Origin of the sequence: Streptomyces griseorubiginosus (assembly GCF_017614965.1) — a bacterium.
Lineage (GTDB): Bacteria > Actinomycetota > Actinomycetes > Streptomycetales > Streptomycetaceae > Streptomyces > Streptomyces griseorubiginosus_B.
Genome location: NZ_WVUG01000047.1, coordinates 15,535 through 40,327, shown reverse-complemented (window position 1 = coordinate 40,327; position 24,793 = coordinate 15,535). Strand labels below are relative to the sequence as shown.

Genomic DNA, 24,793 nt, shown 5'->3' with positions numbered 1-24,793 from the left:
GGGCAGAGCCGAGGAAGTCTGCCGTCGTCTGATCGGCCATCGTTCTCTCCTTTTGGGAACGCAACGGGAACGTACGGCCACTCTCGGGGGCGGGCTCCGGCGGAGGAACCTGCAGCTGGCGGGAACTGTTCCCACCCATTCCGCCAGATGGCGGGGCCAGGCTCCGCGCAGCGGACGACGAGGCGTTCCGCGTCCAGCCCGACGCTGACCGAGACCCCTGCGGGCAGCGGATCACAGTGGCATCGGATCGCCCACGTACCTCTGCTTCAGAGTGGCGAGCACCTCCCGCAGACCCGGCACTGTTTCCTCGGCCGATCTGCGCCACACGATCCCGGCCCGCAGGGTCAGTCCGGGCTCGTCGAGCGGCACCACACGGAAAGCCGGAGCGGCGAAGACACGTGTGGTGGGCAGGTCCTCGTCACCGAGGACGGTGAGGGTCAGTGCGCCGGTGCGCAGCACGTGGGCGGCGGTCTGGACGATGTCGTTGTGCGGCAGATCCACCAGGTGCGTGACACCGGCATTCAGGAGCGCGGTCCTGTTCTCGCTCATCACAGACGGGTGCACCTTGGCCGAGGTCATCAGCACTTGACGGTCCCGCAGGTCCCGCAGGGTCAGCGAGGTGCGAGTGGCGAGTTCGTCGGTCGCCGCCATCACCATGCCGATGGAGCCAGTGGCGATGACCAGGCTATCCGTGCCGGGTGTGGTGGCCGGAAGGTGGACGACGGCGAGATCGATGCGGTCGGCGGTGAGCTGGTCGAGGAGTTCGGCCGACGACGCGAGCGTGACGGGAAGCTCGACACTCGGAGCGGTCTCGCGGTAGGCGGTGATGACCGTGTCCATGACTTTCGGCGGAGTCAAGGGAGCCGCGCCGACCCGGCATCGTGGGACGTCCAGGTAGTCGTGTGCGAGGTCCCGCAAACGGTCGAAGTCCCGGACCACCGCCTTGGCACGTTCGCGGAAGACCGCACCGAAAGAAGTCAGCTCCACGTGATGGTGCTCGCGGACGAACAGGTCACGGTCGAGCTCGTGCTCCAGTTCCCGGATACGGCGGCTCAGGGGTGAAGCCGTCACATGCAGGCGGTCCGCGGCCCGGCCGAAGTGCAGCTCGTCGGCGACGGCCAAGAAGTAGCGAAGCTGCTGGATGTCCACGGAGCCAGTAGATCACCCGCTCCGCATCCGCCTCCAGGAGCTGCGACGTTGCCGTTTCGGTCACGTGCACATGAGCGAAACGGACGTGTACAGGCACCCGCGTGCCGGTCCAGGCTGATGCACGGAAACGCGGTGTTCATACGGCCGACATCAGGCCGCCGCAGGTCTCCGGCGTGCGCGGGTACGGGGTGTTCCCTCCCCGACCCCGGCGTGATCCCCCTTGGCCCCTCGGCTCTGGATCGGTCCGCCGTGCCCTGCGTCGGTGCGCGGCGCTGACCGGCCCGGCCCAGGAGGCGAACGATGACCGGAGCAGTGACCGGCGGGGACACGTCGGCACCTCTGTACGGGGTCCGGGTGGTCGACACCACCGACGGACGCGGCGAGGGAGTGGGCCGCTTCCTCGCGAGCCTGGGCGCCGACGTGATCCTCGTGGAGCCGCCCGGGGGCGCTCGTGCCCGCACCCGGGCCCCGCTTCACGAGGGAACCAGCCTGTACTTCGCCGTGCGCAATGCCGGTAAGCGTGGCGTCACCCTCGAGCTGGACACCGAGGACGGCCGGTGCGGCCTGAGGGCGCTGCTGGACGCGGCGGACATCTGGATCGAGTCCGAACGCTGCGGCGTGCCGGGCTTCGACTACGAGAGCGTCACGGCCCGAAATTCCCGGCTCGTCCTGGTCACCGTGACCGACTTCGGACTGACCGGCCCCTATGCGGGATACGCGGCGACCGACGCCGTGCACGCGGCCCTCGGCGGCCTTCTGTGCCGTTCCGGCCTGCCGGGGCGCCCACCGCTTCCGCCTCCCGGTTCGATCGTCACCGAGTCCGCATATCTGCAGGCCGCATGGGTGGCCCTGCTCGCGCACTACAGCAGCCTTGAGACCGGGCGCGGCGACCACATCGACTTTTCCGTGCACGAGGCGGTCACCCAGATCCTGGACCCCGGTTTCGGTATGGGCGGCTCCGCCACCGGGGGCCGACGCGCCGCAGACCTGCCGCCCGGCCGACCCGCCGCCGGGCATCTCTACCCGATCTTCCGGTGCTCCGACGGCCTGGTGCGCGTCTGTGTGCTGAGCCCGCGGCAGTGGCGCGGCATGCGGGCCTGGCTGGGCGAGCCCGAGGAACTGGCCGACCGGCGCTACGAGAACATCGCCGTGCGCTTCCAGGAGGCCGACCGGATCCACGCCCGGATTGCCGACCTCTTTCGCGACCGCTCCCGCGACGACCTCGTACGGCAGGGCCAGGAGCACGGCGTGCCCATCGCGGCCGTCCTCACCGCCGGTGACGCCCTGCGTGCCGAGCACTACCTGGAGCGCGGGGCGCTCGCGGACACCGAACTCGCTCCCGGACTTACGGCTCGCATACCGGCGGGATTCCTGGAGATCGACGGAGCGCGACCGTCCCCGCTGCGCAGGGCCCCGCTGCCGGGTGAGCACACCGACGAGGTGCTCACCGAGGTGCGTGCACGCGTCGAACCGGTACGCGGTGAAACGAGGCCCGAACGTGTTAACCCCTTGGCCGGGCTGCGCGTCCTCGACCTCGGTGTCATCGTCGCCGGAGCGGAACTCGGCCGGCTCCTCGCCGACCACGGCGCTGATGTGATCAAGGTGGAGAACCGCGCTTTCCCGGACGGCGGACGGCAGTCCGTCACCGGCGAGGTCATCACCGCGTCGGCCGCCTGGGGCCACCGCAACAAGCGCAGCCTGGGCCTGAACCTGCGCGACCCGGAAGGCGTCGGCCTCTTCAAGCGGCTCGCCGCCGAAGCCGACATCGTCCTGTCCAACTTCAAGCCCGGCACGCTTCAGTCCCTCGGTCTCGGCCCCGACGTACTCCTAGGACTGAACCCCCGTCTCGTCATCGCGGACAGCAGCGCCTTCGGCGCGAGCGGTGCGTGGAGCCGTCGTATGGGATATGGGCCGCTGGTGCGGGCCTCGACCGGGCTGAGCGACCTGTGGCGCTACCCCGACGATCCGGACGGCCACAGTGACTCGATCACCATCTACCCGGATCACGTGGTCGGGCGGGTCGGCGCTGCGGCCGTCGTGGCCCAGCTCGCAAGGCTGCGCCGTACCGGCCGCGGGGGCACCGTCGGCATCGCGCAGGCGGAGATCATCCTCGACGCCCTGGCCGAGCACCTGGCAGGAGAGTGGCTGAACCCCGGATCGCTGCACACCGGAGCCATGACCATCGACCTGGTGGTGCCCTGCGCCGGTGACGACCAGTGGTGCGCGATCGGCATCCGTGACGACGTGGACTGGAACCGGCTGTGTGCGGTGGCCGGGTACGAAGTCCTGGCCGCCGACCCGGAGTTGGCCCGGCCCGAGGGACGCCTGGCCGGCCGCCGGCGGATCGAAGAGGCCCTGTCGTCCTGGACAGCATCCCGTTCCCCGCGGGAGGTCAGCAGCCTGCTCCAAGCCTGCGGAGTTCCGGCGGCGCCGATGCTGCGGGTCCACGAACTCCTGACGGACCCGCAGTTGCAGGCCCGCGGCTTCTTCACCGAGCTGCGGCAGCCGACCTTCGACGAGCCCCTGCCCACCGAGGCCCGTCCCGCTCGCTCGCGCCACCTCGCCGACCCGCCGCAGTGCCCCGCCCCGCTGCCCGCCGAGCACACCCGGCAGCTCAGCCGCGAGCTGCTGGGTCTGTCCGACGTAGAAACCGACCAGCTGCTCGCCCGAGGAGTGCTGGAGACCCTTGAGGAGACACCGCCCGTGAGTTCCCCCGCACCCACCGTCCTCGTGGAACGCCGAGGCCACGTCATGGTGGTCACCCTCAACCGGCCCGAAGCCCGCAACGCGGTCAACGCGGCGCTCGCCCTGGGCGTCGGCAACGCGCTGGAGGAGGCGGACCGCGACCCGGAGATACGGGCCGTCGTCATCACCGGCGCCGGAGACAAGGCGTTCTGTGCCGGCGCCGACCTGAAGGCGGTGGCCCGAGGCGAGAACATCATGCCGCCCGAGGCCGAGGCGTGGGGCTTCGCCGGCTACGTCCGCCATCACATCGGCAAGCCCACCATCGCCGCCGTGCGCGGCTTCGCCCTCGGCGGCGGCACCGAGATCGCCCTCGCCAGTGACCTCGTGGTCGCGGCCGAGGACGCCTCCTTCGGGCTGCCGGAGGTCAAGCGGGGCATCATCGCCGCCGCCGGCGGCGCCTTCCGGCTCGCCGCCCAGCTGCCGTCCAAGGTCGCCATGGAGCTGCTGCTGACCGGCGACCCGCTCGACGCGGCCACCGCCCGCGACCTGGGCCTGGTCAACCGGGTCGTGCCCGCCGAGAAGGTGCTCGACGAAGCACTGGCGCTGGCCGAGCGCATCGCCGCCAACGCCCCGCTCGCCGTCCAGGCCAGCAAGCGCATCGCCCGCGGCATCACCGCCGGGCGTGTCGACGCTGAGCAGGCCGCCTGGGACCTCTCCCATCAGGAGGCGCAGACGCTGATGACCTCCCAGGACGCCCAGGAAGGCCCCCGGGCCTTCGCCGAGAAGCGCACCCCGGTCTGGCAGGCGCGCTGAACCCGTCATCGGCGGCAGCACAACGAAAGGCACCTGACGTGACCACCTCCTCACACCCCGCTCCCCGAGGCCCCGTCATCGCGGGACTCGGCATGACGGACATGGGCAAGATCTACGGCCGCAGCCCCGCCGGCTTCGCGGCCGACGCCGTACGGCGCGCCGCCGACGACGCGGGCTTGGCCCTTGCCGACCTCGACGGCCTGCTCACCAGCAGCGGCGTCCTCGGCGGGGTCGGTCTCGACCTCCAGAAGGACCTGGGCCTTAAGGACCTGCGGCTGCTGTCGGAAGTACAGGCGTACGGCTCCACCGCCGGCGCGATGGTGCAGTACGCGTCGATGGCCGTGCGCTCCGGTTTGGCCGAGGCTGTGGCCTGTGTCTTCGCCGACGCACCGCTGAAGGAGAAAACGTCGTCGGGCGCGGCCTACGCGCGGGCCGCCGGCGCGTCCGGCTGGCGGGGCCTCATGGCAGCGGCCGGGATCATGGGCGCCAACCCCCTGTACGCGCTGGCGGCCCGCCGTCACATGGACACCTACGGCACCACCAGCGAACAACTCGCCCACATCGCCGTGGCCCAGCGGGCCTGGGCGGCGACCAACCCCCGCGCCCAGTTGCGGGACCCCATCACAGTGGACGACCACCAGGCGTCCAGGATGATCGCCGAGCCGTTCCATCTGCTGGACTGCTGTCTGGTCACCAACGGCGGCATCGCCGTCATCGTCACCACCGCCGAGCGCGCCGCCCACCTGCGCAGGCCGCCCGTCCACCTACTCGGCTGGGCCCAGTCCCACCCCGGCTACCCGATGCACCAGGGCAGCGACTTCGGCCTGGTCAGCGGGGCAGCGCAGGCGGGCCCCGCGGCCCTGAAGATGGCGGGCGTCTCCCTCGGTGACGTCGACGTCGCCGAACTGTACGACTGCTACACCTTCACCGTGCTCCTCACCCTGGAGGACTACGGCTTCTGCGCCAAGGGCGAGGGCGGCTCCTTCGCGGCGAGCGGCGCGCTCGCGCCCGGCGGATCGCTGCCGGTCAACACCGGCGGCGGGCAGCTCTCCTCCTACTACATGTGGGGCATGACCCCGCTGTCCGAGGCCGTTCTCCAGGCCCGCGGCGAGGCGGGCGAACGGCAGGTACCGCGCCACGACGTCGTCCTGGTCAGCGGCAACGGCGGAATCCTCGACCACCACTCGACGCTGGTCCTCAGCCCTCACCCGCACGCCTGACCACCACCGATCCATGGAGCCACCATGACCACCCTCGTCGTACGACGCGACGCCGCGACCGAGAAGTTCTTCGACGGGACGGCGCGCGGTGAACTGCTCATCCGCCACTGCACCGCCTGCGGCGCGCACGCCGCGCCCCAGTTCGAGGCCTGCCCCGCGTGCCAGGAGCCCACGGCGGCCTGGGTACCGGCCGCCGGCACCGCAACCGTCATCTCGTGGACCGCCATACACGGCCGCCCCGGCGACGACGCTCCCGCCCCGCAGCGGGTCGTGGCGCTCGTCGAACTCGCCGAGGGGCCCTGGCTGTATGCGGCGCTGAACGGGCTGCGGGCCGGCGAGCGTCCGTGGCCCGGGATGTCCGTCAACGTCGCCTTCGAGCACCCGGAAGGCGGCGAGGCGATCCCCGTCTTCCTGCCCGCTGCCTGAGCCGCCCCCACACACGAGAGCACACCGAGGGAACCTTCCATGAGCACCCTGCACACAGCCCCAGACCTCGCCGGCCCGCAACCGCTCGATCCGCCGGCGGAGGTTCAGCGGCGGCTGCTGGACGCCCAGCGCGCGGCCTTCCTGGCCGAGGGCCCGCCCGCCCTGGACGTACGGCTCGACCGCATCGACCGCCTCATGGCCTGTGTCCTGGAACACGCCGACAAGTTGTGCGCCGCTCTCGACGCCGACTTCGGCTCCCGCCCCCCGCTGACGAGCCTGGCGAGCGACATCGTCGGCGCCATTCCGGACGTCCAGCTGATCCGGGAGAACCTGGCGGGATGGATGGCGGACGAGGAGGTCCCCGGTTCCGCCGAGGCCGGGCGGCCGGCCTTCGTGCAGAACCGCCCGAAAGGCGTCGTCGGTGTCGTCGGCCCCTGGAACTTCCCCGTGACCCTCGTCGTCCAGCCGGCCATCGAGGCGCTGGCCGCGGGCAACCGCGTGATGATCAAGTTCTCGGAGGTGGCCGAGCGGACGGCCGAGGTCTTCGCCCGGGCCGTCGCCTCCCGCATGTCCGTGGAGGAGGTGGTGGTCGTACGTGGCGGTGTCGCCACCGCGTCGGCGTTCTCGTCGCTCCCGTTCGACCACCTCATCTTCACCGGCTCTCCCCGTGTGGGGGCCCGGGTGGCGGCGGCCGCCGGGGAGAACCTGGTGCCGGTGACACTGGAACTGGGCGGCAAGAACCCCGTCGTCCTCGGATCGGACGCAGACGTCACCCTGGCGGGCGAACGCGTGGCCGGCATGCGGCTGATGAACGGCGGTCAGATCTGCCTCTGCCCGGACTACGTCTTCGTCCCGCGCGACCGCGTCGAGGAGTTCCTGGCGGTGTACGAAGAGTCGGTGCGGGCCCACTTCCCGACCTACCTCGACAACCCGGACGTGGTCTCGATCATCGACGACCGCAACTTCGACCGGGTGACCGCACTGGTCGCCGACGCCCAGTCCAAGGGGGCGCGGGTGCTGACCATCGCACCGCCCCAGGAGACCGACGCACTGCCCCAGCGCGCGGGCCGCCGTATCGCGCCCACCGTGCTGCTGGACGTGACCGAGGACATGGCCGTCGCCTCGGAGGAGATCTTCGGCCCGGTTCTGGCCGTGTACCCGTACGACGATCTCGACGACGTCATCACCTACGTCAACACCCGCCCCAGCCCCCTGGCCGCCTACTTCTTCGGCTCCGACGGACCGGAGTTCCAGGAGTTCATCAGGCGGACCACCTCGGGCGGCGTCAGCCGCAACGACCTCGCCGTGCACTGGGGCATCGAGGGCGCGCCGTCGGGCGGCATCGGACGCAGCGGCATGGGCGCCTACCACGGAAAGGTCGGTTTCCTGACGTTCAGCCACCGCCGGACCATCGCCGCCAGTACGGCTCCGAAGGGGCTGGCCCAGAGCCTCCTGCCCCCGGCGGGACAGGCCGAGGCGGATGCCCTGCGCGGTGTGGTCGCCCACACCCTGGCCGAGATCCGGCAGCGGATCGGCGAGAGCACGTCCCCTCGGCAGTCCTGAATCGTCCCCGCTCCCGCATCCCACCCGGAGAACCCCATGCACACCCAAGCGGCTGTTTCTTACGGACCCGACACCGGCTTCACCATCGAGGACGTCGAGATCTCGGACCCCCGCCCAGACGAGATCCTCGTCCGCCTCACCGCGGCGGGCATCTGCCACACCGACCTGGCCACGAAGGCCCTGATGCCCGCGGGCGTTCCCGCGGTGTACGGCCATGAGGGCGCCGGCGTCGTGGAGGCGACCGGTGCCGATGTCACCGGTGTGAGAGCCGGAGACCGCGTCGTGCTGAGCTACAACAGCTGCGGCGCCTGCGCCCGGTGCGCCGCCGGACGACGCGCGTACTGCGAGCGGTTCGCCACCCTGAACAACGCGGGGCGCCGCCCGGACGGCAGCTCGACGCTCAGGCATCAGGGCGGCGACGTCTGGTCCTCGTTCTTCGGCCAGTCGAGCTTCGCCCGCCACGCGCTCGCCTCGCGCGAGAACATCGTCGTCGTCCCGCAGGACACCGACCTCGTGACCGCCGCACCCATGGGGTGCGGCTTCCAGACGGGCGCGGGATCGGTCGTCAACCTGCTGCGGCCCACTCCCGGCTCCAGCCTGGTCGTGTACGGCGCCGGCGGGGTGGGACTCGCGGCGATCATGGCCGCCGCGGCCCTCGGCACCGGCACCGTCATCGCCGTCGACCTCTCCAAGGAGCGGCGTGCCCTGGCGACGGAACTCGGCGCCACTCACTCCCTCGACGGCGCGAGCGCGGACCTCGTCGAGCAGATCAGGGAACTCACCGCAGGAGGAGCGACCCATGGCTTCGACACCACCGGGGTCCCCGGTGTGATCCGCAACGCCGCCCTGGCGCTGGCCCCCCTGGGGTCCCTGGTCGTCGTGGGCCTCGGCGCGGTGGACATCGGCTTCGACGTCATGGACCTCATCGGAGGCGGCAAGACGATCCGAGGCAGCATCGAGGGCGACGCGAATCCGTACGAGCTCGTGCCACTCCTACTCGACTGGCACGCGCAGGGCCGTTTCCCCGCGGACCGCGTCATCTCCACGTTCGCCTTCGAAGACATCGACGAGGCGGTCGCACGCATGCGGACAGATGTCGTCAAGCCCGTCCTCACTTTCTGAGCCCGGGCCGAGTCCATAGGCACAGGTCCGGCACGGTAACGGCAGAAAGTGCCCTACCAGCGCGGGCGCCCCTCACACAACGACACAGTCCGCGCCCGGCCACTCCCCATGGCCGTGGGGTGCCGTGGACGCGGAGTCGACGCGGGAGTCACTCCGTTGACTTTGTCCACGTCAAGCGACAGCGTTTGTCGATGGGTTCGGGCAGCAGTTGAGCTCTGGTGCGCGGACGAGTTCACCAGATTGGACGGCTCGGTGCTCGCGTCGGTTGGACGGGTGCCGTGATCACCAGCGGCCTCGCACCTCGGCGGGCGACCCGGCAGTGCGGGCCGTAACCAGACAGCGTGACCAACGGAAGGACCCTGAATGCGCAAACTCGTCCACTACATCGCCACCACTCTCGATGGCTTCATCGCGGGCCCGGACGGCGGCGACCCCACCGGTCCCAACGGCTTCTGGCCCATAACGGAGGACTACATAGAGCACCTCGTGGCCGAGTATCCGGAGACACTGCCCGTCCAGGCCCGGCAGGCGCTGTCCGTCACGGCGGAGGGCACGCACTTCGACACAGTGCTGGAGGGGCGGCGCAGCTACGAGATCGGTCTTGCGGCCGGCATCACCGACGCCTACCCCCACCTGCGCCACCTGGTATTTTCCCGGACGCTGGCCGAGAGCCCGGACTCGGCCGTCGAATTGGTCGCCGACGACCCGGTGCCAACCGTGCGCGAACTAAAGCAGCAGGAAGGCAAGGACATCTGGCTACTGGGCGGCGCCGAGTTCGCGGGCTCTCTGTACGCCGAGATCGACACGCTCATCCTCAAAGTCGGCCCGCTGACCATCGGCGACGGGATTCCGCTGTTCTCCCGCAAGGCTGCCTTCGACCCGCGTACCTGGACACTCGCAGACCACACCGCCCTCAAGAGCGGCGCAGTGTTCCTCACCTACACGCGCGTCGGCAGCTGAACGCCCCGGACGGGCGGCGCTCGTGGAGGCCGGGCGCGGGCGCGCTCAGAGGATCACGCAAGCACCGCCGTGCCGCATGCCAGGGCCGTGGACGGCTGCACGAAGGTGAGTCGAGCGGGGGCGACCCGAGGCCGGCCGCGTGCGGCGCGATCTTCGGCGTCTGCGGCATGGACCTGGTGCGCAGGCCGGGCCCGGTGGCGCTTCCCCTGGGGCCGGCCCAGCTCAGGCCCCTCCGGTTCGGTCCAGAGCCGGGGGAGCCGGCTCACGCCAGAGGTCAGGAGGGTGCCCTGTTCGCAGACGCGGCGGGCCACCTCACGGAGTTTGATGTTGTTCCTCCTGGGAGTAGCGGACGTCGAAGGCTTGATGTTCGGTGAGATGGTGGGTGCCCATCGGTGGCGGTGAGGCGCAATTCTCATGGAGAGAGGTTGTCACTCGTCGACCGGTGGCCTGGAGACGGTCGCCGTGCGCGTGCCTGACCACCCCGTCGCGCTCGCGCTGCTCGCGGCCTTCGGCGGCGGGGTCACGGCGCCGTCCGCCAACCGCTTCGGCCAGGTCACATGAGCGCGTCGGCGAATGTCTTGATCATCGCGCGCAGCAGATCGGGACTCGCCGCGGCGAGGTTGTCCTCGACGAGGGCGTGCAGGGGCACACTGTCGGGTGCGGTCATCGTGCTGATCTCCTTCGGGCTTCGACACCTCGAAGATCAGCCGGTGGCCGTTCATCTATGCGGGCCCCATCCTGATGCCGGAGCAAACCCCCGGATCAGGTCGAACCCGTACACCACTTCCTCAACCGCAACCGGCGACGGCGCGAGAGGTCCGGCCAAGGGAAACCTTGTTTCGCCGCAGGAGAACGAGGGTGCGTTACGGGACAGCTCCATGGCCAAGTGCAGCCGGGTTCAATGGTGCGAACTGTCCCCGAAGGCGGTCACAGTGAGGAAGCGGATGGGGAGTTGGAGCAGTGACTCCGGCCCATGCGGGGCCTCGCCGTCGAACTGAAGGGCGTCGCCCGGGCGCAGGGTGTAGCTGGACTTGCCGTGGCCGTAGACCATGACGCCCTCCAGCATGTAGATGATCTCGGTGCCCGCGTGCTGGAAGAGCGGGAAGACCTCGCTCTGCTCCGTCAGGGTGACCAGCAGGGCGTCCATCCGCTTGTGGGCGCCCCGCAATGAGCCGAGCTGGGCGTACTCGTGGCCGACCTTGGTGCCGCGCCGCACGATGCGGGCACCATGGCCGGCCGGGACGAAGACGGCCTCACGCTCGTCGTCCATACCGCGGAACAGGGCGGTGACCGGGACGTCGAGACCGCGTGCAAGCCGGGAGAGGGTGGTGAGGCTGCACGCGGTCTGGGCGTTCTCGATCTTCGAGAGCATGGCCTTGGAGATGCCGATCCGCTGCGCCATCTCGCCGACCGACAGCCCGGCCGCCTGCCGGTACTCACGGGCCCGGACGGCGATGATGCGCTCCAGGGCCTTGTCCTCGGAGTCCTGTGCGGGGGTGGGGTGCTCGCTCACCGGCGCATCCTAGCCCGCGCGGTCCAGGCGGAACCGGGGGTGGGGCTCGGCCCGGCCGGTGGCGAGGTCGGCCGCCATCGAGCCGATGAGCGGGGCGAACTTCGCGCCGTGGCCGGAGCACGCGGAGACGATCACGAACGGGCCGTGGCGGTCGAGGACGAAGTCCTCGTCGGGGGTGGTGGTGTAGAGGCAGGTCGCTTCGGCCACCGGCTCGGGCTCCAGCCCCGGCAGGCGATCGCGGACGAAGTCGCTCACGCGCGTGCGCGACGACGGGTCGACGGCTTCGCTGCGGGTGCGGGCGGTGGTGGGGGTGCCGCGGTCGTGCTCGGCGACCTTCACCGCGGGCAGCGGACCGCCGTCGCTGCCCGACGGCAGGCCGTACGTCTGCATCGCCCCGTCCTTGAAGACCAAGGTCGGCCAGGCGGCGGACGGCTCGCGCTGACGGAAGTGGAAGACCTGCTGCTGCGTCACGGTCATCGGGGGAAGGGGTACGGGAAGTTCGAGTTCCGGCAGCCACGCCCCGGACGCGACCACCACCGTGTCGGCGACGAGCTCACGCCTGTCGTCCATGTGCAGCAGCACCGTGTCGGATACGTCGACGCCGGTGACACGGACGCCGATCCACGCGTCGGCCCCGTGTTCGCCGGCGCGCCGCACACAGGCCGCCACCGTCTCGTCGGCGTTGATCACGCCCGCATCCGGGTGGTACAGCACCGGCCCGTCGAACCGGATGAAGGGCCAGCGCTCGGCTGCGGCCTGCGCGCCGAAGAGTTCGTGGGCCACCCCGGCCGCGGTGAGGATCCCGGCCAGACTCTTCGGGTCGCGCCCCTCCCCCAGGTCGAGGCCACCAGTCGTGCGCAGAAGGGGGGTTGAGGAGTCGTCCTCCAGCTTTCGCCACTGCTCGTGCGCCTGCCCGGTCAGCCGTACGTAGCAGGGGTCGGCGTACGCCCGTCGGAAGATCCGTGAGCTGCCGTGCGAGCTGCCGTGCCGGTGGCCGATGTCGTACGCCTCGACAAGTGTCACCTCGTGGCCGCGTCGGGCGAGATGCCAGGCAGTGGCCGCGCCCATCAGCCCGGCACCCACGACGGCGATCACCGGTCCTGCCCGGGGATCCAGTTCGTACCGGCGAGCGGGACGCGGGCCATGGCGGCGGATTCGATGGTAAGGGCCACCAGGTCCTCGGGCTCGAGATGCAGGAGGTGGGCCTTGCCGCAGGCGCGGGCGAGGGTCTGGGCCTCCATGGTCATCACGCGCAGGTAGTTGGCCAGACGGCGACCGGCCTCGACAGGGTCCAGGCGGGCGGCGAGCTCCTCGTCCTGGGTGGAGATGCCGGCCGGGTCGCGGCCGTCCTGATAGGCGTCGAAGTAGCCTGCCGCCGAGCCGAGTTCGCGGTACTGGGCGTCGTACTTGGGGTGATTGTCGCCGAGCGCGATCAGCGCGGCCGTGCCGATGGCGACCGCGTCCGCGCCGAGGGCCAGGGCCTTGGCCATGTCGGCGCCGCCCCGGATGCCGCCGGAGACGACCAGCTGGACCTGTCGGTGCACGCCCAGCTCCTGCAGCGCCTGTACCGCCTGGGGCAGGGCGGCCAGGGTGGGGATGCCGACGTGCTCGATGAAGACGTCCTGGGTGGCGGCCGTGCCGCCCTGCATGCCGTCGACGACGACGACGTCCGCGCCCGCGTGCACGGCGAGCTTCACGTCGTAGTAGGTCCGGGTGGCGCCGACCTTCACATAGATCGGCTTCTCCCAGTCGGTGATCTCCCGCAGTTCGAGGATCTTGATGGCGAGGTCGTCCGGGCCGGTCCAGTCGGGATGCCGGCAGGCGCTGCGCTGGTCGATGCCGACGGGCAACGTCCGCATGCCGGCGACTCGTTCGGTGATCTTCTGCCCGAGCAGCATGCCTCCGCCGCCGGGCTTGGCGCCCTGCCCGAGGACCACCTCGATGGCGTCGGCCGCGCGCAGGTCGTCCGGGTTCATACCGTAGCGGGACGGCAGGTACTGGTACACGAGATACCGGGAGTGGCCGCGCTCCTCGGGAGTCATCCCGCCGTCGCCGGTGGTGGTGGAGGTGCCGACCTCGCTGGCGCCTCGGCCGAGGGCCTCCTTGGCCGGGGCGGACAGGGCGCCGAAGCTCATACCGGCGATGGTGACGGGGGTCGCCAGACGCAGCGGGTTCTTCGCATGGCAGGTCCCGAGGACGACGTCGGTGTCACAGCGCTCGCGGTAGCCCTCCAGCGGGTAGCGGGACATGGAGGCGCCGAGCAGCAACAGGTCGTCGAAGTGCGGAAGTCTGCGCTTGGCGCCCCAGCCTCGGATGTCGTAGATGCCGGTCTCGGCGGCGCGCTGGATGGCGTGGATGGTGGCGCGGTCGAAGGTGGCCGACTCGCGCAGGCCCTGGGAGGCGAAGTCCATCGATCGTCCTTAGTACGCGGCCGAGTTGTCGGCCTTGAAGTGGTACAGCTGCCGGGCGGAGCCGTAGCGACGGAAGGTTGCCGGGTCCTCGTCCCGGTCAGCCGCTTTGAGCAACTCGGCCAGTTCCATGAGGTGTTCGGGACGCATTTCCTTCTCCACGCAGTCCGCGCCGAGCGACTTCACCGTGCCGCGGACGTAGATCCGGGCCTCGTAGAGCGAGTCCCCCAGCGCGTCACCCGCGTCGCCGCAGACGACCAGCCGCCCCGCCTGCGCCATGAACGCGCTCATGTGCCCGGCATTTCCCCCGACGACGATGTCCACGCCCTTCATGGAGATCCCGCACCGCGCGGACGCGTCCCCGTCGATCACCAGCAGTCCCCCATGGGCGGTGGCCCCGGCCGACTGCGAGGCGTTCCCCCGCACCCGCACCGTTCCGGACATCATGTTCTCGGCGACCCCCGTTCCCGCGTTGCCGTACACGGTGACCGTCGCGCGCTGGTTCATACCCGCGCAGTAGTAACCGACGTGGCCCTCGATGTCGACGGCGAGATCCTCGCGCATACCGCAGGCCACGGCATGCGCACCGCGCGGGTTCAGGACACGCCAGGATGTGGCCTGCGGCGCGTGCAGGGCCCGGTTGAGATCCCGAACCGGCGTCTCGGCCAGGTCGATCAGCGTCGCCATACGTACACCACTTCCGGCTCGGGTTCGAAGATGCGGGCGTTCTCGACGCCCGGCAGGACGTCCAGCGCCCGGTACTCGGAGGCCATCGCCACCCATTCCTCGGTCTCGGCGACCAGAGCCGGCTTGCAGGCGATGGCGTCCCGGACGACCGCGAAGGAGTCGTTCGTGGACACCAGGAGGGTGTAGAAGCCGTCGAACCGCTCGCACAGCAGCCTCAGCGCCTTCTCCAGGTCGGCACCCTGCGCCAGCTGGTGGGCGATGAAGCGGGCGCCTACCTCGGAGTCGTTCTCGCTGTCGAACGCGACGCCCTGGGCCCGCAGCTCCCGGCGGATGGTGGCGTGGTTGGCGAAGGAGCCGTTGTGGACGAAGCACTGGCCGGGGCCGACGGAGAACGGGTGGGCGCCTTCGGGCGTCACGGCGGACTCCGTGGCCATGCGGGTGTGTCCGACGCCCTGCCAGCCGGTGACGGACGCGAGCCCGAACGACTCCGCCAACTGCAGTGCAGTCCCGACGCCTTTGAGTACGGCGCATCCCTCGCCGGAGCCGACGACCGTGGCCTCGGGAAGCACACTCCTGAGCTGCTCCACCTCCGCGTGCACCACGGTCGTGGCGGCGGCGTCGATGGCCACCGCTCCCGGTAGCGCGGCCTCCACCTCGGCCATGGAGGTGCCCAGCAGCGACACGACGCTGCGTCCGGGCGGGGACAGCCGCGGGTCGCCGTAGACGGCGACCCCCGCAGAGTCCGGTCCCCGCTCGACGACCTGCCCGAGCATCGCGCCCAGCAACTCGCCGAGCCGTGGTTCCAGTGCGGGCCCCCGCAGATGGAGCCCCACGATTCCGCACATCTCACGTCCCTTCAGAATGCGGTCAGATAGCGGTCGAGCTCCCAGGCGCCGACCGTGGCGTGCCATTCGAAGAACTCCTCGCGCTTGAGGTCGGCGAAGTACCGGCTCACGCCGGGACCGGCCGCGTCCAAGGCGCCGCTGATCACGTCGTCCGCCTGAAGCGCCTCGACGGCATGCAGCAGGGTCGGCGGCAGTTCCGGGCCCTTGCCGGCCGCGCCGGGCTCACCCGGGTCGAGGCCGCGCTCTATGCCGTCGAGTCCGGCGGCGAGGGCGGCGGCAGCGGCGAGGTAGGGATTCGCGGCACCGTCCCCGCCGCGCAGTTCGATGCGGTTGCCGTCGGGGACGCGAACGAAGTGGGTGCGGTCGTTGCCGCCGTAACTGGCCAGACGCGGTGACCAGGTGGCGCCCGAGCGAGTGGAGAGGGCACCCGTCCGCTTGTAGGAGTTGACCGTCGGCGCGATGACGGCCTGCAGTGCCCGCGCGTGTTCGACGATCCCCGCGACGAACGAGTAGGCGAGGGAGGACAGGCCGAGACCGCGTCCGTCGGCGGAGTCGGGGAAAGCAGGCTCCTCGCCCCGCCACAGCGACATGTGCAGGTGCATGCCGGTGCCGGTGCGGTCGGTGAACGGCTTCGGCATGAACGTGGCCGTCATACCTCTCTGTTCGGCCAGCACCGACACCAAATAGCGCAGGGTGACGACCCGGTCGGCGGTGGTGAGGGCGTCGGCATGCCGGAAGTTCTGCTCGAACTGGCCGTTGCCGTCCTCGTGGTCGTTGGCGTAGTTGCCCCAGCCGAGCGCGTTCATGGCGCTGGAGACGGCGGTGAGGTGGTCGTACATGCGGGTCAGCCCGCGAGCGTCGTAACAGGGCCGGGCGGCGATGTCCCTGGCATCGGCGACACTGAGCACGCCGTGCTCGTCGCGCTGGACGAGGAAGTACTCGACCTCGGCGCCCACCGACATCGACAGCCCCTGAGCCGCGGCCCGCTGCAGCAGTCCGCGCAGGATGACGCGCGGCGCGTAGGGCCAGGGCTCGCCCTCCACGTAGGGGTCGCAGTGGACCAGGGCGAGGCCCGGCTTGACGAACGGGACGGGCGTGAACGAGCGAGCATCCGGGCGGGCGATGACATCGGGGTCGCTGGGCTGCTGACCGAGAGCGCCGGCCGCGTAGCCGGCGAACCCGACGCCCTCGTCGCGGAGTTCCTCGACGGCCTGGGCCGGGACGAGCTTGGCGCACGGCTTGCCGGTGAGGTCGACGAAGACGGCGAGAACGAACTCGACGCCGTCGGCGCGGACCAGTTCGGCGAGATCGGGGGCGACGGCCACCATGGGCCCTCCTTGAGTGTCCACTGTGGTGAATCAATGTTGCACACGAGTAGACAGGCTGGGCGTTACGGGAAGATTTCCGCGGGGCAAGGTCCCCGTAAGCGAAAGGGCCGGGCCCCGCCCCCCAGGGAGTCGGAACTCGGCCTGACATACCGCCAGGAGACGATGGCGGGATGCTTCGCCGGCGACCGGATCGGACGACCCGCCGTACGAGCCGGCCCGCCACCACCCAACGACCAGGGCCGTTGCACGATCGATGCCACAACGAGCGGATTGCGGCGGTGACGGGCATGCCGAGGCTCCCGGAAACCCCGCCGCGCCCCCTGGTGGCTCTTCGAATCCGGTTGGGATGCCGATGGAGTCTCCCTTGCTGATGCAGCTCAGATGCTGCGGCGGCGGCCGACGGCCCAGAAGGCCACGCCCAGCAGGACGAAGGCGGTCACCGGCACCAATTCAGTGAGCAGGTACGTCCATTTCTCATGTACCGCCCAGCCGTCGGGTCGGAAGTCGTCGCCGAACCAGTGGATGCCGAGGCCAGGGAAGAACACCTGCGCGGTGCAGAAGGCTGCGGTACTCACGGACAGTGTCGTCAGGAGCCCTACGCGCGGGGCCCGGTAGGGGCGCGGCTGCTGCGGCCGGGTACGGCGCAGGCGCCAGGCCACGGGGAAGATGCAGAGGTAGGAGATGAGCGTGGTGGACACGGTCAGGTTCAACTCGGCCTGAAAGAACTTGTAGATGTTGCCGCCCGTGATCTCCGTCCCGGCCACCAGTACGGCGGTGGACACCACCCCGGAGAGAAGGTTGACCCGGACCGGGGTGCCGAAGCGCTCGGAGAAGACGCCCAGCGCCTTCGGACCCGCGCCGTCGTAGCAGGACACCGCCAACGTCCTGTCCGAGCCCATGAGCCAGGCGAGGCCCGAGGTGAAGGCGACGACCACCACCAGCAGACCCATCACCCAGCCGACGACCGTGCCGAGGCCCGACAGGTGCGCCGTCACCGTGCCGTCGGCGGCGGTGGAGACGTGGCCGCCGAGGGCGGTCAACGCCTGGCGGAAGGCGTCGGGGAAGCCGGCCAGGCCGGTCGCCTGACTGGAGGGCAGGACCAGCAGAATGCCCAGCACCGGCAGTCCGTACAACACGGTGGCGGTCACAACGGACTTGGCGATGCCGGCGGGTACGTCCCGGGTGGCGTCCTTCATCTCGTCCCCGGCGGAGCTGGGTAGTTCGAAGCCGACCAGGCTGAACAGGATCAGCGGCACCAGCAGCACGAAGCTGGGGTAGGTGGGCACGTAGTCGCCGATGCCCGGACCGTGGAAGCCGTGCTGCAGCCCGTAGGCGAAGACAACCAGGACGAAGACGCCCAGGAGTGCGAACCGGGCGATCGCGCCGATCGTGGCGATCCATTTGCCGACCCGGAAGGAGTAAACGCACAGCAGCACGCCGGTCCAGATGAACGCCAGGCCGAAGGCGTAGGTGGCGGGCCGGGACCAACCACCGCCGCCGAAGAACACGACGATGCCGCCGATGGCGGTGCTGACCAGTGTGCCGCCCATCCACACCGGGTTGCTGACCCAGTAGAAGACGTTGGTGATGGCGGCGGGCATCTGTCCGAAGGCGGTGCGGACCCATATGTATGCGCCGCCCTCGTCGGTCCAGGCGGCCCCGAGTTCGGCCAGCAGCATGGCGGAGGGCACCGCGAAAACAGCGACGCAGATCAGCAGCCACGTGAAGCCGGCACCGCCCTGGGTGGCCAGGGTGCCCAGGCCGTCCACGCCCACCAGGGTGCAGACGAGGAAGAAGAAGATGTCGCTGCGACCGAAGTGCTTGCGCAGTTTGGCTTTCTGTACGGCGCTGTCGGTGTCGGGTCCCGCCGGGTCGGCGGGATGGTGGTGCTCGGTCTCCGTTGACACGGGCGCTCCTGAGGGTGGGAGAGACGGAGGCTGCGCGGACAGGACGGGCTCAGGCCTTGGTTGGCACTCTTGTCGGCCCGGGCACATGTGGGTGTAGGGGACGCGACTGGCCGCGGTGAGTACCACGACGCTGGTCGCGGTTCGTCAGGCTCCGTCGGTCAAAAGCTGCCGGGCGGCGCGCTGTCCGCTGCGGATCGCTCCCTCCATCAGGCCCATGTAGCTGGTGTCGGCGTACTCGCCTGCGAAGTGCACGGCGCCGACAGGGGCCTGGATCGCGTCGACGTCGGCGGCGGGGTTGGCCGGCTGGGAGGTGTACGCGCCCAGGGCGAACGGGTCGGCGGGCCACCGGGTGATCAACGGCTCGGCGCCGTCCGCCTCGAGCAGCCCCGGCCGGGTGGCGCGCAACTGCTCGCTCCAGCCCTCCGTCTCCGGGCTGTCGAGAACACGGTGCGCCGCGATGGCGTCCGCCGAGCCCATGAACGCGTTCAGGACGGGGGCGACCTCGCCGCTGCCCTCGCGGGCGGTCCAGCTCCAGAACCTGCCCTGCGCGGACATCACGGCGCTGGTCTTGGGCCGTTCAGCCAGCGGCAGGTGCCACTTGCAGGCATCGCCGGGCACCAGGGTTTCCAGCGCCTGCCGCTTCCAGTCGGGCATCGGCACCCTGACCCGGCCGGCCCGCAGCACGGCCAGCGGCAGCGCCACCACCGCTGCGTCGTAGAGTTCCTCGCCGGCATCGCTGCGGACCAGCACCAGTCCGGCAGGGCCGTGCGGGCCGTGCGACTGTTCGACGGTGGTGACGGTCACCCCGAGTCGGACCTGGTCGCCGAGGCGTTCGGCGAGCTCCAGCGGCAGTCGCTGGTTGCCGCCGGCCACCCGCCAACTGGGCAACTGCTTGAAGGAGCCTACGTGTTCGAAGATGTCGGCGCGGACGGCATCGGCGCGGGCCGCGGCCGAGATCTCCACGCGGGCCTGCAGCACCCGGCGGACGTCCTCGTCGGCGCCGGTGGCCTCGATGGCGGCCAGGGCAGTGGTCAATTCGGGACGCTCGGCGGCGAGCTTGGCAGCCTGGGCACCCACCGCAGCGATCTGATCGACCGTCACTGCCGGCAGGTCGGCGGGGTGGCGTATGTAGTAGCTCATGCCCGTGTCGGCCAGGCGCAGGCCGGTGGCGGCCAGAAGTTCGCCGAAGGCGGTGTAGCCGTCGAGGACGAACTCGGCGCCTCGCTCGATGACGGCGGCGCCCAGCGGTGTATCGAGGCGTTCGGACCAGACCCTGCCGCCGACGCGGTCGCGGGCCTCCAACACCGTGACCGCGCGACCGCTGTCGGCCAGCAGGGTGGCGGCGGCCAGTCCGGCCAGGCCCGCGCCGATGACGCACACGCGTCCGCCGGTCGTCTCCGACAGGGTGTCAGTTGCCATGATGCGCTTCCTCTCTTCGGGCCGCCGCGGGTGCGGCGGTGCGGCCTTGCTGTGCGGTGAGATCGGATCCGGGCGTCGTGGTGGGCAGGTGCACTCCGGTGAGGGTGGCGGGAGGTGGGGCAGCAGCCGCTGCGCGCCAGGGCCGTCGACCACACCGGCCCGGCCGGTGATCGACGGTCTCGCAGCCGTCGGGGTGGTCCCGGAGCACTCGCAGCGCATCTCGCGAGCGAGTTCCCGATACGTGATCGCTGTCCGGTGTGGGATGGCAGCCCAGGGAGCGGGAGACAGGCGGGTCCGGTGGCTGCCTCCCCGGCCTCCGGTCTCGCGGAGGCCAAAGGGTATGGGGGGCGCGGGTCTGTGTTTCCGCCGTCGCCAGGGGTAACTGTGCCGGCCGTGTCGCGAGTCAGGAGTAGTAGAACGCGAACTGCTTCAGCAGGGTCTCGTCCACGCGGTACTCGCCGCGCCAGCCGGCGGCGATGACGAAGGCGTCGCCGCCGGCGAAGGTGCGGGTCTCACCGTCGTCTCCGATGAGGGTGACGCGTCCTTCCAGGATCCGGGTGTACTCGTCTCCCGGGTACGAGTCGATGTACTCGGAGTACGGTTCCGCTCGCCACGTGCCGACGCTGAAGCGGCCGTCAAAGCTGGTCAGATGATTCGACTCCTGCTCGTTCGGGCTGCCGCTGCGCAGCGCTTGCGCCGTGACGTAGTGACTCGGCCGCATCTCGGCGAGCACGTCCTCGGTACGGGGGATCTTGGTGATCTTCGGCATGTCGTTCCTCTGGTCCGATGCGTTACTTGTTGTCCGCGAGATCGCCTGCCGGCCCGTCACTGCGCGGCGATCAGCTGGCGTGCCGCCCCGCGACCAGTGCGCACGGCGCCTTCCATGTAGCCGCAGACCCATTGGTCCGAACCGCAGACGTAGAACGGGGGTTCGTGCCGACCGTGGAGCGGTCCGACCGCGGTGACGTCTCCGGGGTGCCAGGCGGTCACGTAGCCCTGCGTCCAGGGATCGGTTGCCCAGTTCCGCAAGTAGGCGCCGAGGGGACGGGCCGCTTGGGGGCCGAATGCGTCGGCGACTTCGTTGAGGAGCTTTTCCTGCCGCAGGTGCTCGGGGGTCGCCAGGTAGGCGCCAAGGCGCTCCGGCGGCACCAGCCCGGACATGACACCGTCGTTCTGGGCCCAGGTGCCGCCGAGAAGGTTGTGCTCCATGTAGCTGGTGCCGTCGAGGTTCGCGTCCTCCCAGAAGGAGTGTTGGTAGACGGCGACGAACTTGGTGGCCAGAGCGTGCCGCTGCCGGGTCAGGGAGGCGAGCTTGTCCCGGCTGACACCGCTGATGTGGAGCTGGCGCAGCGGTCCGGCGGGGATCGCGCACACGACGTCGCAGCACCGCATCCGTTCGCCGCTGGTCAGGGTCACGTCGACTCGCCCTGCCTGGACATCGACGGCGCGCACCGGGCTGCTGTAGCGGATACGGGATCCGAGTTCGTCGGCCATGCGCAGTGCGACGGACGCGGAGCCCTCCAGGACTCGCTCGTTCTCCCATGTGTCGTAGTTGTAGAAGCCTTCCGCTCCGGCGGCTGACTCCTTGCGCAGGTCGGCGAGGAGGGAGGTGCGCTCGACGGATTCGACGGCGAGGGCGAGGTGCGCGAGTTCCAGGGCCCGCACGACGGCGGGTGTCGCACCCACCGATCGCAGCCAGTCCCCCAGCGACAGACGGTCGAGGGCAACAGCATCGGGATGGCTCCAGGGGTCGTCCGGGTCGACGGTTGCGGCGAGCTTGGCGTACTGCTTCTCGACCTCGTCGTAGCAGCGTCGGTCCGAGCCGCTCATCCAGGGCATGTCGTCGCCGGTGACGCGCCTGCCGGACAGGATCCACGACAGCTCGCCCTGGCTGGCGGTGAAGGTGGGACCGAGCGTGAGGCCCAGCTCGAGGGCGAGTTCGCGGTAGGCGGTGTGGAAGGTCCCGATGATCTCTCCGCCCAGTTGGACGGTGCGGCCGTCGCCGGTGGTGGTCTGCTCGACTCGGCCGCCGGCCCTGGCCCTGGCCTCCAGGACGAGGACGTCGGTTCCCGCCCCGGCCAGGTCGCGGGCCGCGCTGAGACCGGCGAGTCCGGCCCCGATCACGATCACGTCATGCCTGGTCATCTTGGATTCTCCTCGTACGAAGGGGCGGGACGGGACTGGCTCCTGGACGCGGTGGTCAGGAAGCCACTGGCTCGTAGAACCTGGTGGTGAGGGGATTACGTCGGCGGTACTTGCCGACGGGAAGGCAGGCGAGCTTGGACAGGCGCAGAGTGCCGCCGACCAGCCACACGCAGGGCGATCAGCGCGGCCAGGTTGACCAGAGGCAGCAGGTTGATCAGGAAGACGTCCAGGACGACGAGGTCGGTGAAGTCGCCCAGGCTGAACAGGGGCGTAGCTCACCGAGCAGACGAGGACCGATGTCACGGGTGATCCTGCGCGGGGGTTCTGCCTCGTCAGGGCGGGGGACATCAGGGACCGGGCGCCGCCGCAGGGCGCAGAGCAGGGTGCGCTGCAGCGATGGCGGCGTCGATGAGCACGGTCGGGCCGTGTGCCCTCGCGGCGTCGTCGCGGGAATCGATGACGGCCATGCTCACTCCCCCTGGGACCCGGGCGGCCCATCGGCGAGCATGTCGGCCTCGACACGGCTCGCCTCGGCACGCGCGACCGCGTTGATCTCGATGCGCATGCCGTCGGGCAGCAGGCCTGCCTTCACCACCGTGGAGGCAGGATGGGGAGCAGTAAGGATCTCCTGACGTACGGCCTCGAACTCGCGGTAGACGTCCATGTCGGACACGTACACGTTCCTGCTGGCGGTGTTCGCCAAACCGGCCCCGAAGGGGGCGATCAGCTTGCCCTGGTCGCCGAAGGGTCCGATGCCCCCGGTGAAGATGAGCCCGCCGGCCCGGGCCGCTTGCGCGTAACGGGCCTTCGGGGCCCAGGCCCAGGGACCGTGAAGAGTATCGATGGTCACGCCTCTGCTTCCGCCAAACAATGCCAGATTCATCCGCATTCATCCTGAACAGGAGATTTGCAGTTGGAGGGACAGTAGCCTCGACGCGCTTCAGGCTCCATCATGCGGCTGTCAGAGAAAACTTCCGAGACATGTACTGGAGTATGAGCTCCATGGCAGACCTATTGACCGTCGGAGACCTGGTAGGCATGCCGACACTGGGACAGACTGTGCTGGCCGGCGCCGACGGACTGGATCACGTCGTGCTGTGGGCGCACAGCTGCGAGATGCCCGACCCGTGGAGCTGGCTGGGGCCGGACGAGCTGCTGATGACAGTCGGGCTGTGCCTGCCGACCTCCAGCAAGGACCAGGTAGCGCTCATCGAGCATCTCAAGCGGGCACAGTTGTCGGGCATGACCGTCGGAGACGACCAGATGGCTCCCCCACTCACTCCCGAGATGTTCGCAGCGGCCAATCGCCTCGGCTTCCCGATCCTCCTCACGGACCACAGCGTCCCGTTCATCACCGTCGGACGCACGGTCGCGCTGGCCAACGAAGCCGGGCAAGCCCAACAGCTCCTGCAAATCAGCCGCCTCTACCGGGCGCTGAACAGCGTTCCATCGAACCCGGCCGAGGCCATCGCCGCAATGGAGAACACCTTCGGCATCCGCATGGCCGTGGCAGACCGGGTCACGGGTGCCCTCATCCTCCCCGGAGCGCTGGACCCCTCCCCCGAGACCGTCCGGGCCCTCTCCCGGCCGGCAAAAGAGCGAGAGGCAACGAACTTGGGGGACGAGTCCGGGTCGGCCCGCAAGACCAAGGCATGGGAACTGGCCGCGGTTCGCAGCTCAGTACTGCTGGTCGAGGAATCGGGCTCGCGCATGCTCGACGCATTCGCTCTGACGCACCTGAAGCAGGCGGTCACCGTCGCGGTGAACAACCTCCACACGACCTACATGCTCACCGTCGCCCAGGGTGAACACCTCACCTCCCTCGTACTCGCCGGGCAGATGCCCATCGACGTACTGGCTGAGCAATGCCAGGAACTGGGGCTGACCGAGGACGCGATGGTGGTCATCGCCGCAGCCACAGACAAACCCAACGACCTGCTCACCGTGCTTCACGCAGCCGGCGTCGCCCACCTGCCCAGACGGACTCCCGCCCAGCTGATCTGCTGCGTCGGCCACAGCGCAGTGGACGCGGCCGTCAGCGCCGTCAAGCCCCTTGCCCAAGCAGTCGGGGTGTCAGAGCCCTTCAGTGCCCTGACCGATCTCGGCCGGGCCATCGACAAAGCTGTCTGGGCACTCGCCGCCGCTCCCAGACAACCAGACGGCGTTGCCAAGTACGAACAGGTGCGCGGCTCGGTACTCCCTCGGGACAACGAGACCGCACACGAGATCATCGAGACCGTCCTCGGCCCACTGATCTCCGCCGATGCACGAAACGGCCGCCTTCTCATCACATTGATCCGCTTCCTGGCCAATGATCGCAGCTGGACCGCTACAGCTGAGGAGCTCAACATCCACCGTCAGAGCCTGGGTTACCGACTCCGCCAGATCGAATCGGCGACCGGCAGAAGCCTCAAGGATTCCCGGGACATCGCCGAGCTCTGGGTCGCCGTCACGGCCTGGTCGATTTTTCGAGACAAGAGGCCGTCCCGTTCAACTGGTTAGTCCCTGCATTCCCTGCATCGCTGGTGACGCGGCGGCCAGCGCCGGTGGGCAGACCCTCCCAGTGCCCCTCGTGCGCCGCCTGCGCCTGGCTCCCGCAACCG

At 70.0% G+C, this 24,793-nt stretch carries 19 protein-coding genes and 1 pseudogene; 8 read left to right on the top strand and 12 right to left on the bottom strand.

Annotated elements, in window-relative coordinates; all coding sequences use genetic code 11:
* Positions 1-231: 231 nt before the first annotated feature.
* A complete protein-coding gene (locus GRC12_RS12350) occupies positions 232-1,149 on the bottom strand; it encodes a LysR family transcriptional regulator (RefSeq protein WP_208779275.1) in 918 nt (305 codons plus the stop codon).
* A gap of 300 nt (positions 1,150-1,449) precedes the next feature.
* Between GRC12_RS12350 and GRC12_RS12345 the strand changes: the two genes are divergently transcribed.
* The 7 genes and pseudogenes from GRC12_RS12345 to GRC12_RS12315 all read left to right on the top strand — a co-directional run.
* On the top strand, positions 1,450-4,647 hold the full coding sequence (locus GRC12_RS12345) for a crotonase/enoyl-CoA hydratase family protein (RefSeq protein WP_208779274.1): 3,198 nt from the start codon (positions 1,450-1,452) through the stop codon (positions 4,645-4,647).
* A 38-nt stretch (positions 4,648-4,685) separates the two neighbouring features.
* A complete protein-coding gene (locus GRC12_RS12340) occupies positions 4,686-5,867 on the top strand; it encodes a thiolase family protein (protein WP_208779273.1) in 1,182 nt (393 codons plus the stop codon).
* 24 nt (positions 5,868-5,891) lie between these two features.
* Entirely contained in the window at positions 5,892-6,293 is a 402-nt protein-coding gene (locus GRC12_RS12335) for a Zn-ribbon domain-containing OB-fold protein (RefSeq protein ID WP_208779272.1), read from the top strand.
* A 39-nt stretch (positions 6,294-6,332) separates the two neighbouring features.
* Positions 6,333-7,856, top strand: coding sequence for an aldehyde dehydrogenase family protein (locus GRC12_RS12330; RefSeq protein WP_208779271.1), 1,524 nt, complete (start codon positions 6,333-6,335; stop codon positions 7,854-7,856).
* A 36-nt stretch (positions 7,857-7,892) separates the two neighbouring features.
* Entirely contained in the window at positions 7,893-8,978 is a 1,086-nt protein-coding gene (locus GRC12_RS12325; protein WP_208779270.1) for an NAD(P)-dependent alcohol dehydrogenase, read from the top strand.
* A gap of 363 nt (positions 8,979-9,341) precedes the next feature.
* Complete coding sequence (locus GRC12_RS12320) at positions 9,342-9,938, top strand: dihydrofolate reductase family protein (RefSeq protein WP_208779269.1); 597 nt, start codon at positions 9,342-9,344, stop codon at positions 9,936-9,938.
* A 435-nt stretch (positions 9,939-10,373) separates the two neighbouring features.
* A pseudogene (locus GRC12_RS12315) lies at positions 10,374-10,496 on the top strand (L-threonylcarbamoyladenylate synthase); the annotation flags it as partial.
* Between the two features lie 340 nt (positions 10,497-10,836).
* Here GRC12_RS12315 and GRC12_RS12310 read toward each other — a convergent pair.
* From GRC12_RS12310 to GRC12_RS12260, 11 genes are all read right to left on the bottom strand, one after another.
* Positions 10,837-11,451: a helix-turn-helix domain-containing protein gene (locus GRC12_RS12310; RefSeq protein WP_208779268.1), complete on the bottom strand. Its 615-nt coding sequence runs from the start codon at positions 11,449-11,451 to the stop codon at positions 10,837-10,839.
* Positions 11,452-11,460: 9 nt separating this feature from the next.
* Entirely contained in the window at positions 11,461-12,546 is a 1,086-nt protein-coding gene (locus tag GRC12_RS12305) for an FAD-dependent oxidoreductase (protein WP_208779267.1), read from the bottom strand.
* Positions 12,543-13,862, bottom strand: a complete 1,320-nt coding sequence (locus GRC12_RS12300) for an FMN-binding glutamate synthase family protein (RefSeq protein ID WP_208779266.1) — start codon at positions 13,860-13,862, stop codon at positions 12,543-12,545. The genes GRC12_RS12305 and GRC12_RS12300 overlap by 4 nt, the downstream gene beginning before the upstream one ends.
* A 9-nt stretch (positions 13,863-13,871) precedes the next feature.
* Positions 13,872-14,546, bottom strand: a complete 675-nt coding sequence (locus tag GRC12_RS12295; RefSeq protein ID WP_208779265.1) for a glutamate synthase — start codon at positions 14,544-14,546, stop codon at positions 13,872-13,874.
* Positions 14,534-15,391 carry a glutamine amidotransferase gene (locus GRC12_RS12290; RefSeq protein WP_208779264.1) on the bottom strand — a complete coding sequence of 286 codons (858 nt, stop codon included), beginning with the start codon at positions 15,389-15,391 and terminating at the stop codon, positions 14,534-14,536. Before GRC12_RS12290 ends, GRC12_RS12295 begins: the two co-directional genes overlap by 13 nt.
* Positions 15,392-15,402: 11 nt before the next feature.
* Complete coding sequence (gene glnT / locus GRC12_RS12285; protein ID WP_208779263.1) at positions 15,403-16,719, bottom strand: type III glutamate--ammonia ligase; 1,317 nt, start codon at positions 16,717-16,719, stop codon at positions 15,403-15,405.
* Positions 16,720-17,096: 377 nt separating this feature from the next.
* A complete protein-coding gene (locus tag GRC12_RS12280; protein WP_308286536.1) occupies positions 17,097-18,626 on the bottom strand; it encodes an APC family permease in 1,530 nt (509 codons plus the stop codon).
* A gap of 144 nt (positions 18,627-18,770) precedes the next feature.
* Complete coding sequence (locus GRC12_RS12275) at positions 18,771-20,045, bottom strand: flavin monoamine oxidase family protein (protein WP_208779262.1); 1,275 nt, start codon at positions 20,043-20,045, stop codon at positions 18,771-18,773.
* Between the two features lie 403 nt (positions 20,046-20,448).
* Positions 20,449-20,814 (bottom strand): cupin domain-containing protein, encoded by a 366-nt coding sequence (locus GRC12_RS12270; RefSeq protein WP_208779261.1) that lies wholly within the window; start codon positions 20,812-20,814, stop codon positions 20,449-20,451.
* 56 nt (positions 20,815-20,870) lie between these two features.
* Positions 20,871-22,190 carry a flavin monoamine oxidase family protein gene (locus GRC12_RS12265; RefSeq protein ID WP_208779260.1) on the bottom strand — a complete coding sequence of 440 codons (1,320 nt, stop codon included), beginning with the start codon at positions 22,188-22,190 and terminating at the stop codon, positions 20,871-20,873.
* A 469-nt stretch (positions 22,191-22,659) separates the two neighbouring features.
* Positions 22,660-23,040, bottom strand: coding sequence for a RidA family protein (locus GRC12_RS12260; protein WP_208779259.1), 381 nt, complete (start codon positions 23,038-23,040; stop codon positions 22,660-22,662).
* A 188-nt stretch (positions 23,041-23,228) separates the two neighbouring features.
* On the opposite strand from GRC12_RS12260, the gene GRC12_RS12255 reads away from it, so the two are divergent.
* On the top strand, positions 23,229-24,692 hold the full coding sequence (locus GRC12_RS12255; protein ID WP_208779258.1) for a PucR family transcriptional regulator: 1,464 nt from the start codon (positions 23,229-23,231) through the stop codon (positions 24,690-24,692).
* Positions 24,693-24,793: the final 101 nt, after the last annotated feature.

Bases quoted from the DNA above. Each gene is read 5' to 3' on its own strand.
- GRC12_RS12345 (WP_208779274.1), top strand. From the start codon at position 1,450: ATGACCGGAGCAGTGACCGGCGGGGACACGTCGGCACCTCTGTACGGG.
- GRC12_RS12320 (WP_208779269.1), top strand. From the start codon at position 9,342: ATGCGCAAACTCGTCCACTACATCGCCACCACTCTCGATGGCTTCATC.
- GRC12_RS12330 (WP_208779271.1), top strand. From the start codon at position 6,333: ATGAGCACCCTGCACACAGCCCCAGACCTCGCCGGCCCGCAACCGCTC.
- GRC12_RS12325 (WP_208779270.1), top strand. From the start codon at position 7,893: ATGCACACCCAAGCGGCTGTTTCTTACGGACCCGACACCGGCTTCACC.
- GRC12_RS12295 (WP_208779265.1), bottom strand. From the start codon at position 14,546: ATGGCGACGCTGATCGACCTGGCCGAGACGCCGGTTCGGGATCTCAAC.
- GRC12_RS12265 (WP_208779260.1), bottom strand. From the start codon at position 22,190: ATGACCAGGCATGACGTGATCGTGATCGGGGCCGGACTCGCCGGTCTC.
- GRC12_RS12335 (WP_208779272.1), top strand. From the start codon at position 5,892: ATGACCACCCTCGTCGTACGACGCGACGCCGCGACCGAGAAGTTCTTC.
- GRC12_RS12275 (WP_208779262.1), bottom strand. From the start codon at position 20,045: ATGGCAACTGACACCCTGTCGGAGACGACCGGCGGACGCGTGTGCGTC.
- GRC12_RS12300 (WP_208779266.1), bottom strand. From the start codon at position 13,862: ATGGACTTCGCCTCCCAGGGCCTGCGCGAGTCGGCCACCTTCGACCGC.
- GRC12_RS12270 (WP_208779261.1), bottom strand. From the start codon at position 20,814: ATGCCGAAGATCACCAAGATCCCCCGTACCGAGGACGTGCTCGCCGAG.
- GRC12_RS12255 (WP_208779258.1), top strand. From the start codon at position 23,229: ATGCCGACACTGGGACAGACTGTGCTGGCCGGCGCCGACGGACTGGAT.
- glnT (WP_208779263.1), bottom strand. From the start codon at position 16,719: ATGGTGGCCGTCGCCCCCGATCTCGCCGAACTGGTCCGCGCCGACGGC.
- GRC12_RS12290 (WP_208779264.1), bottom strand. From the start codon at position 15,391: ATGTGCGGAATCGTGGGGCTCCATCTGCGGGGGCCCGCACTGGAACCA.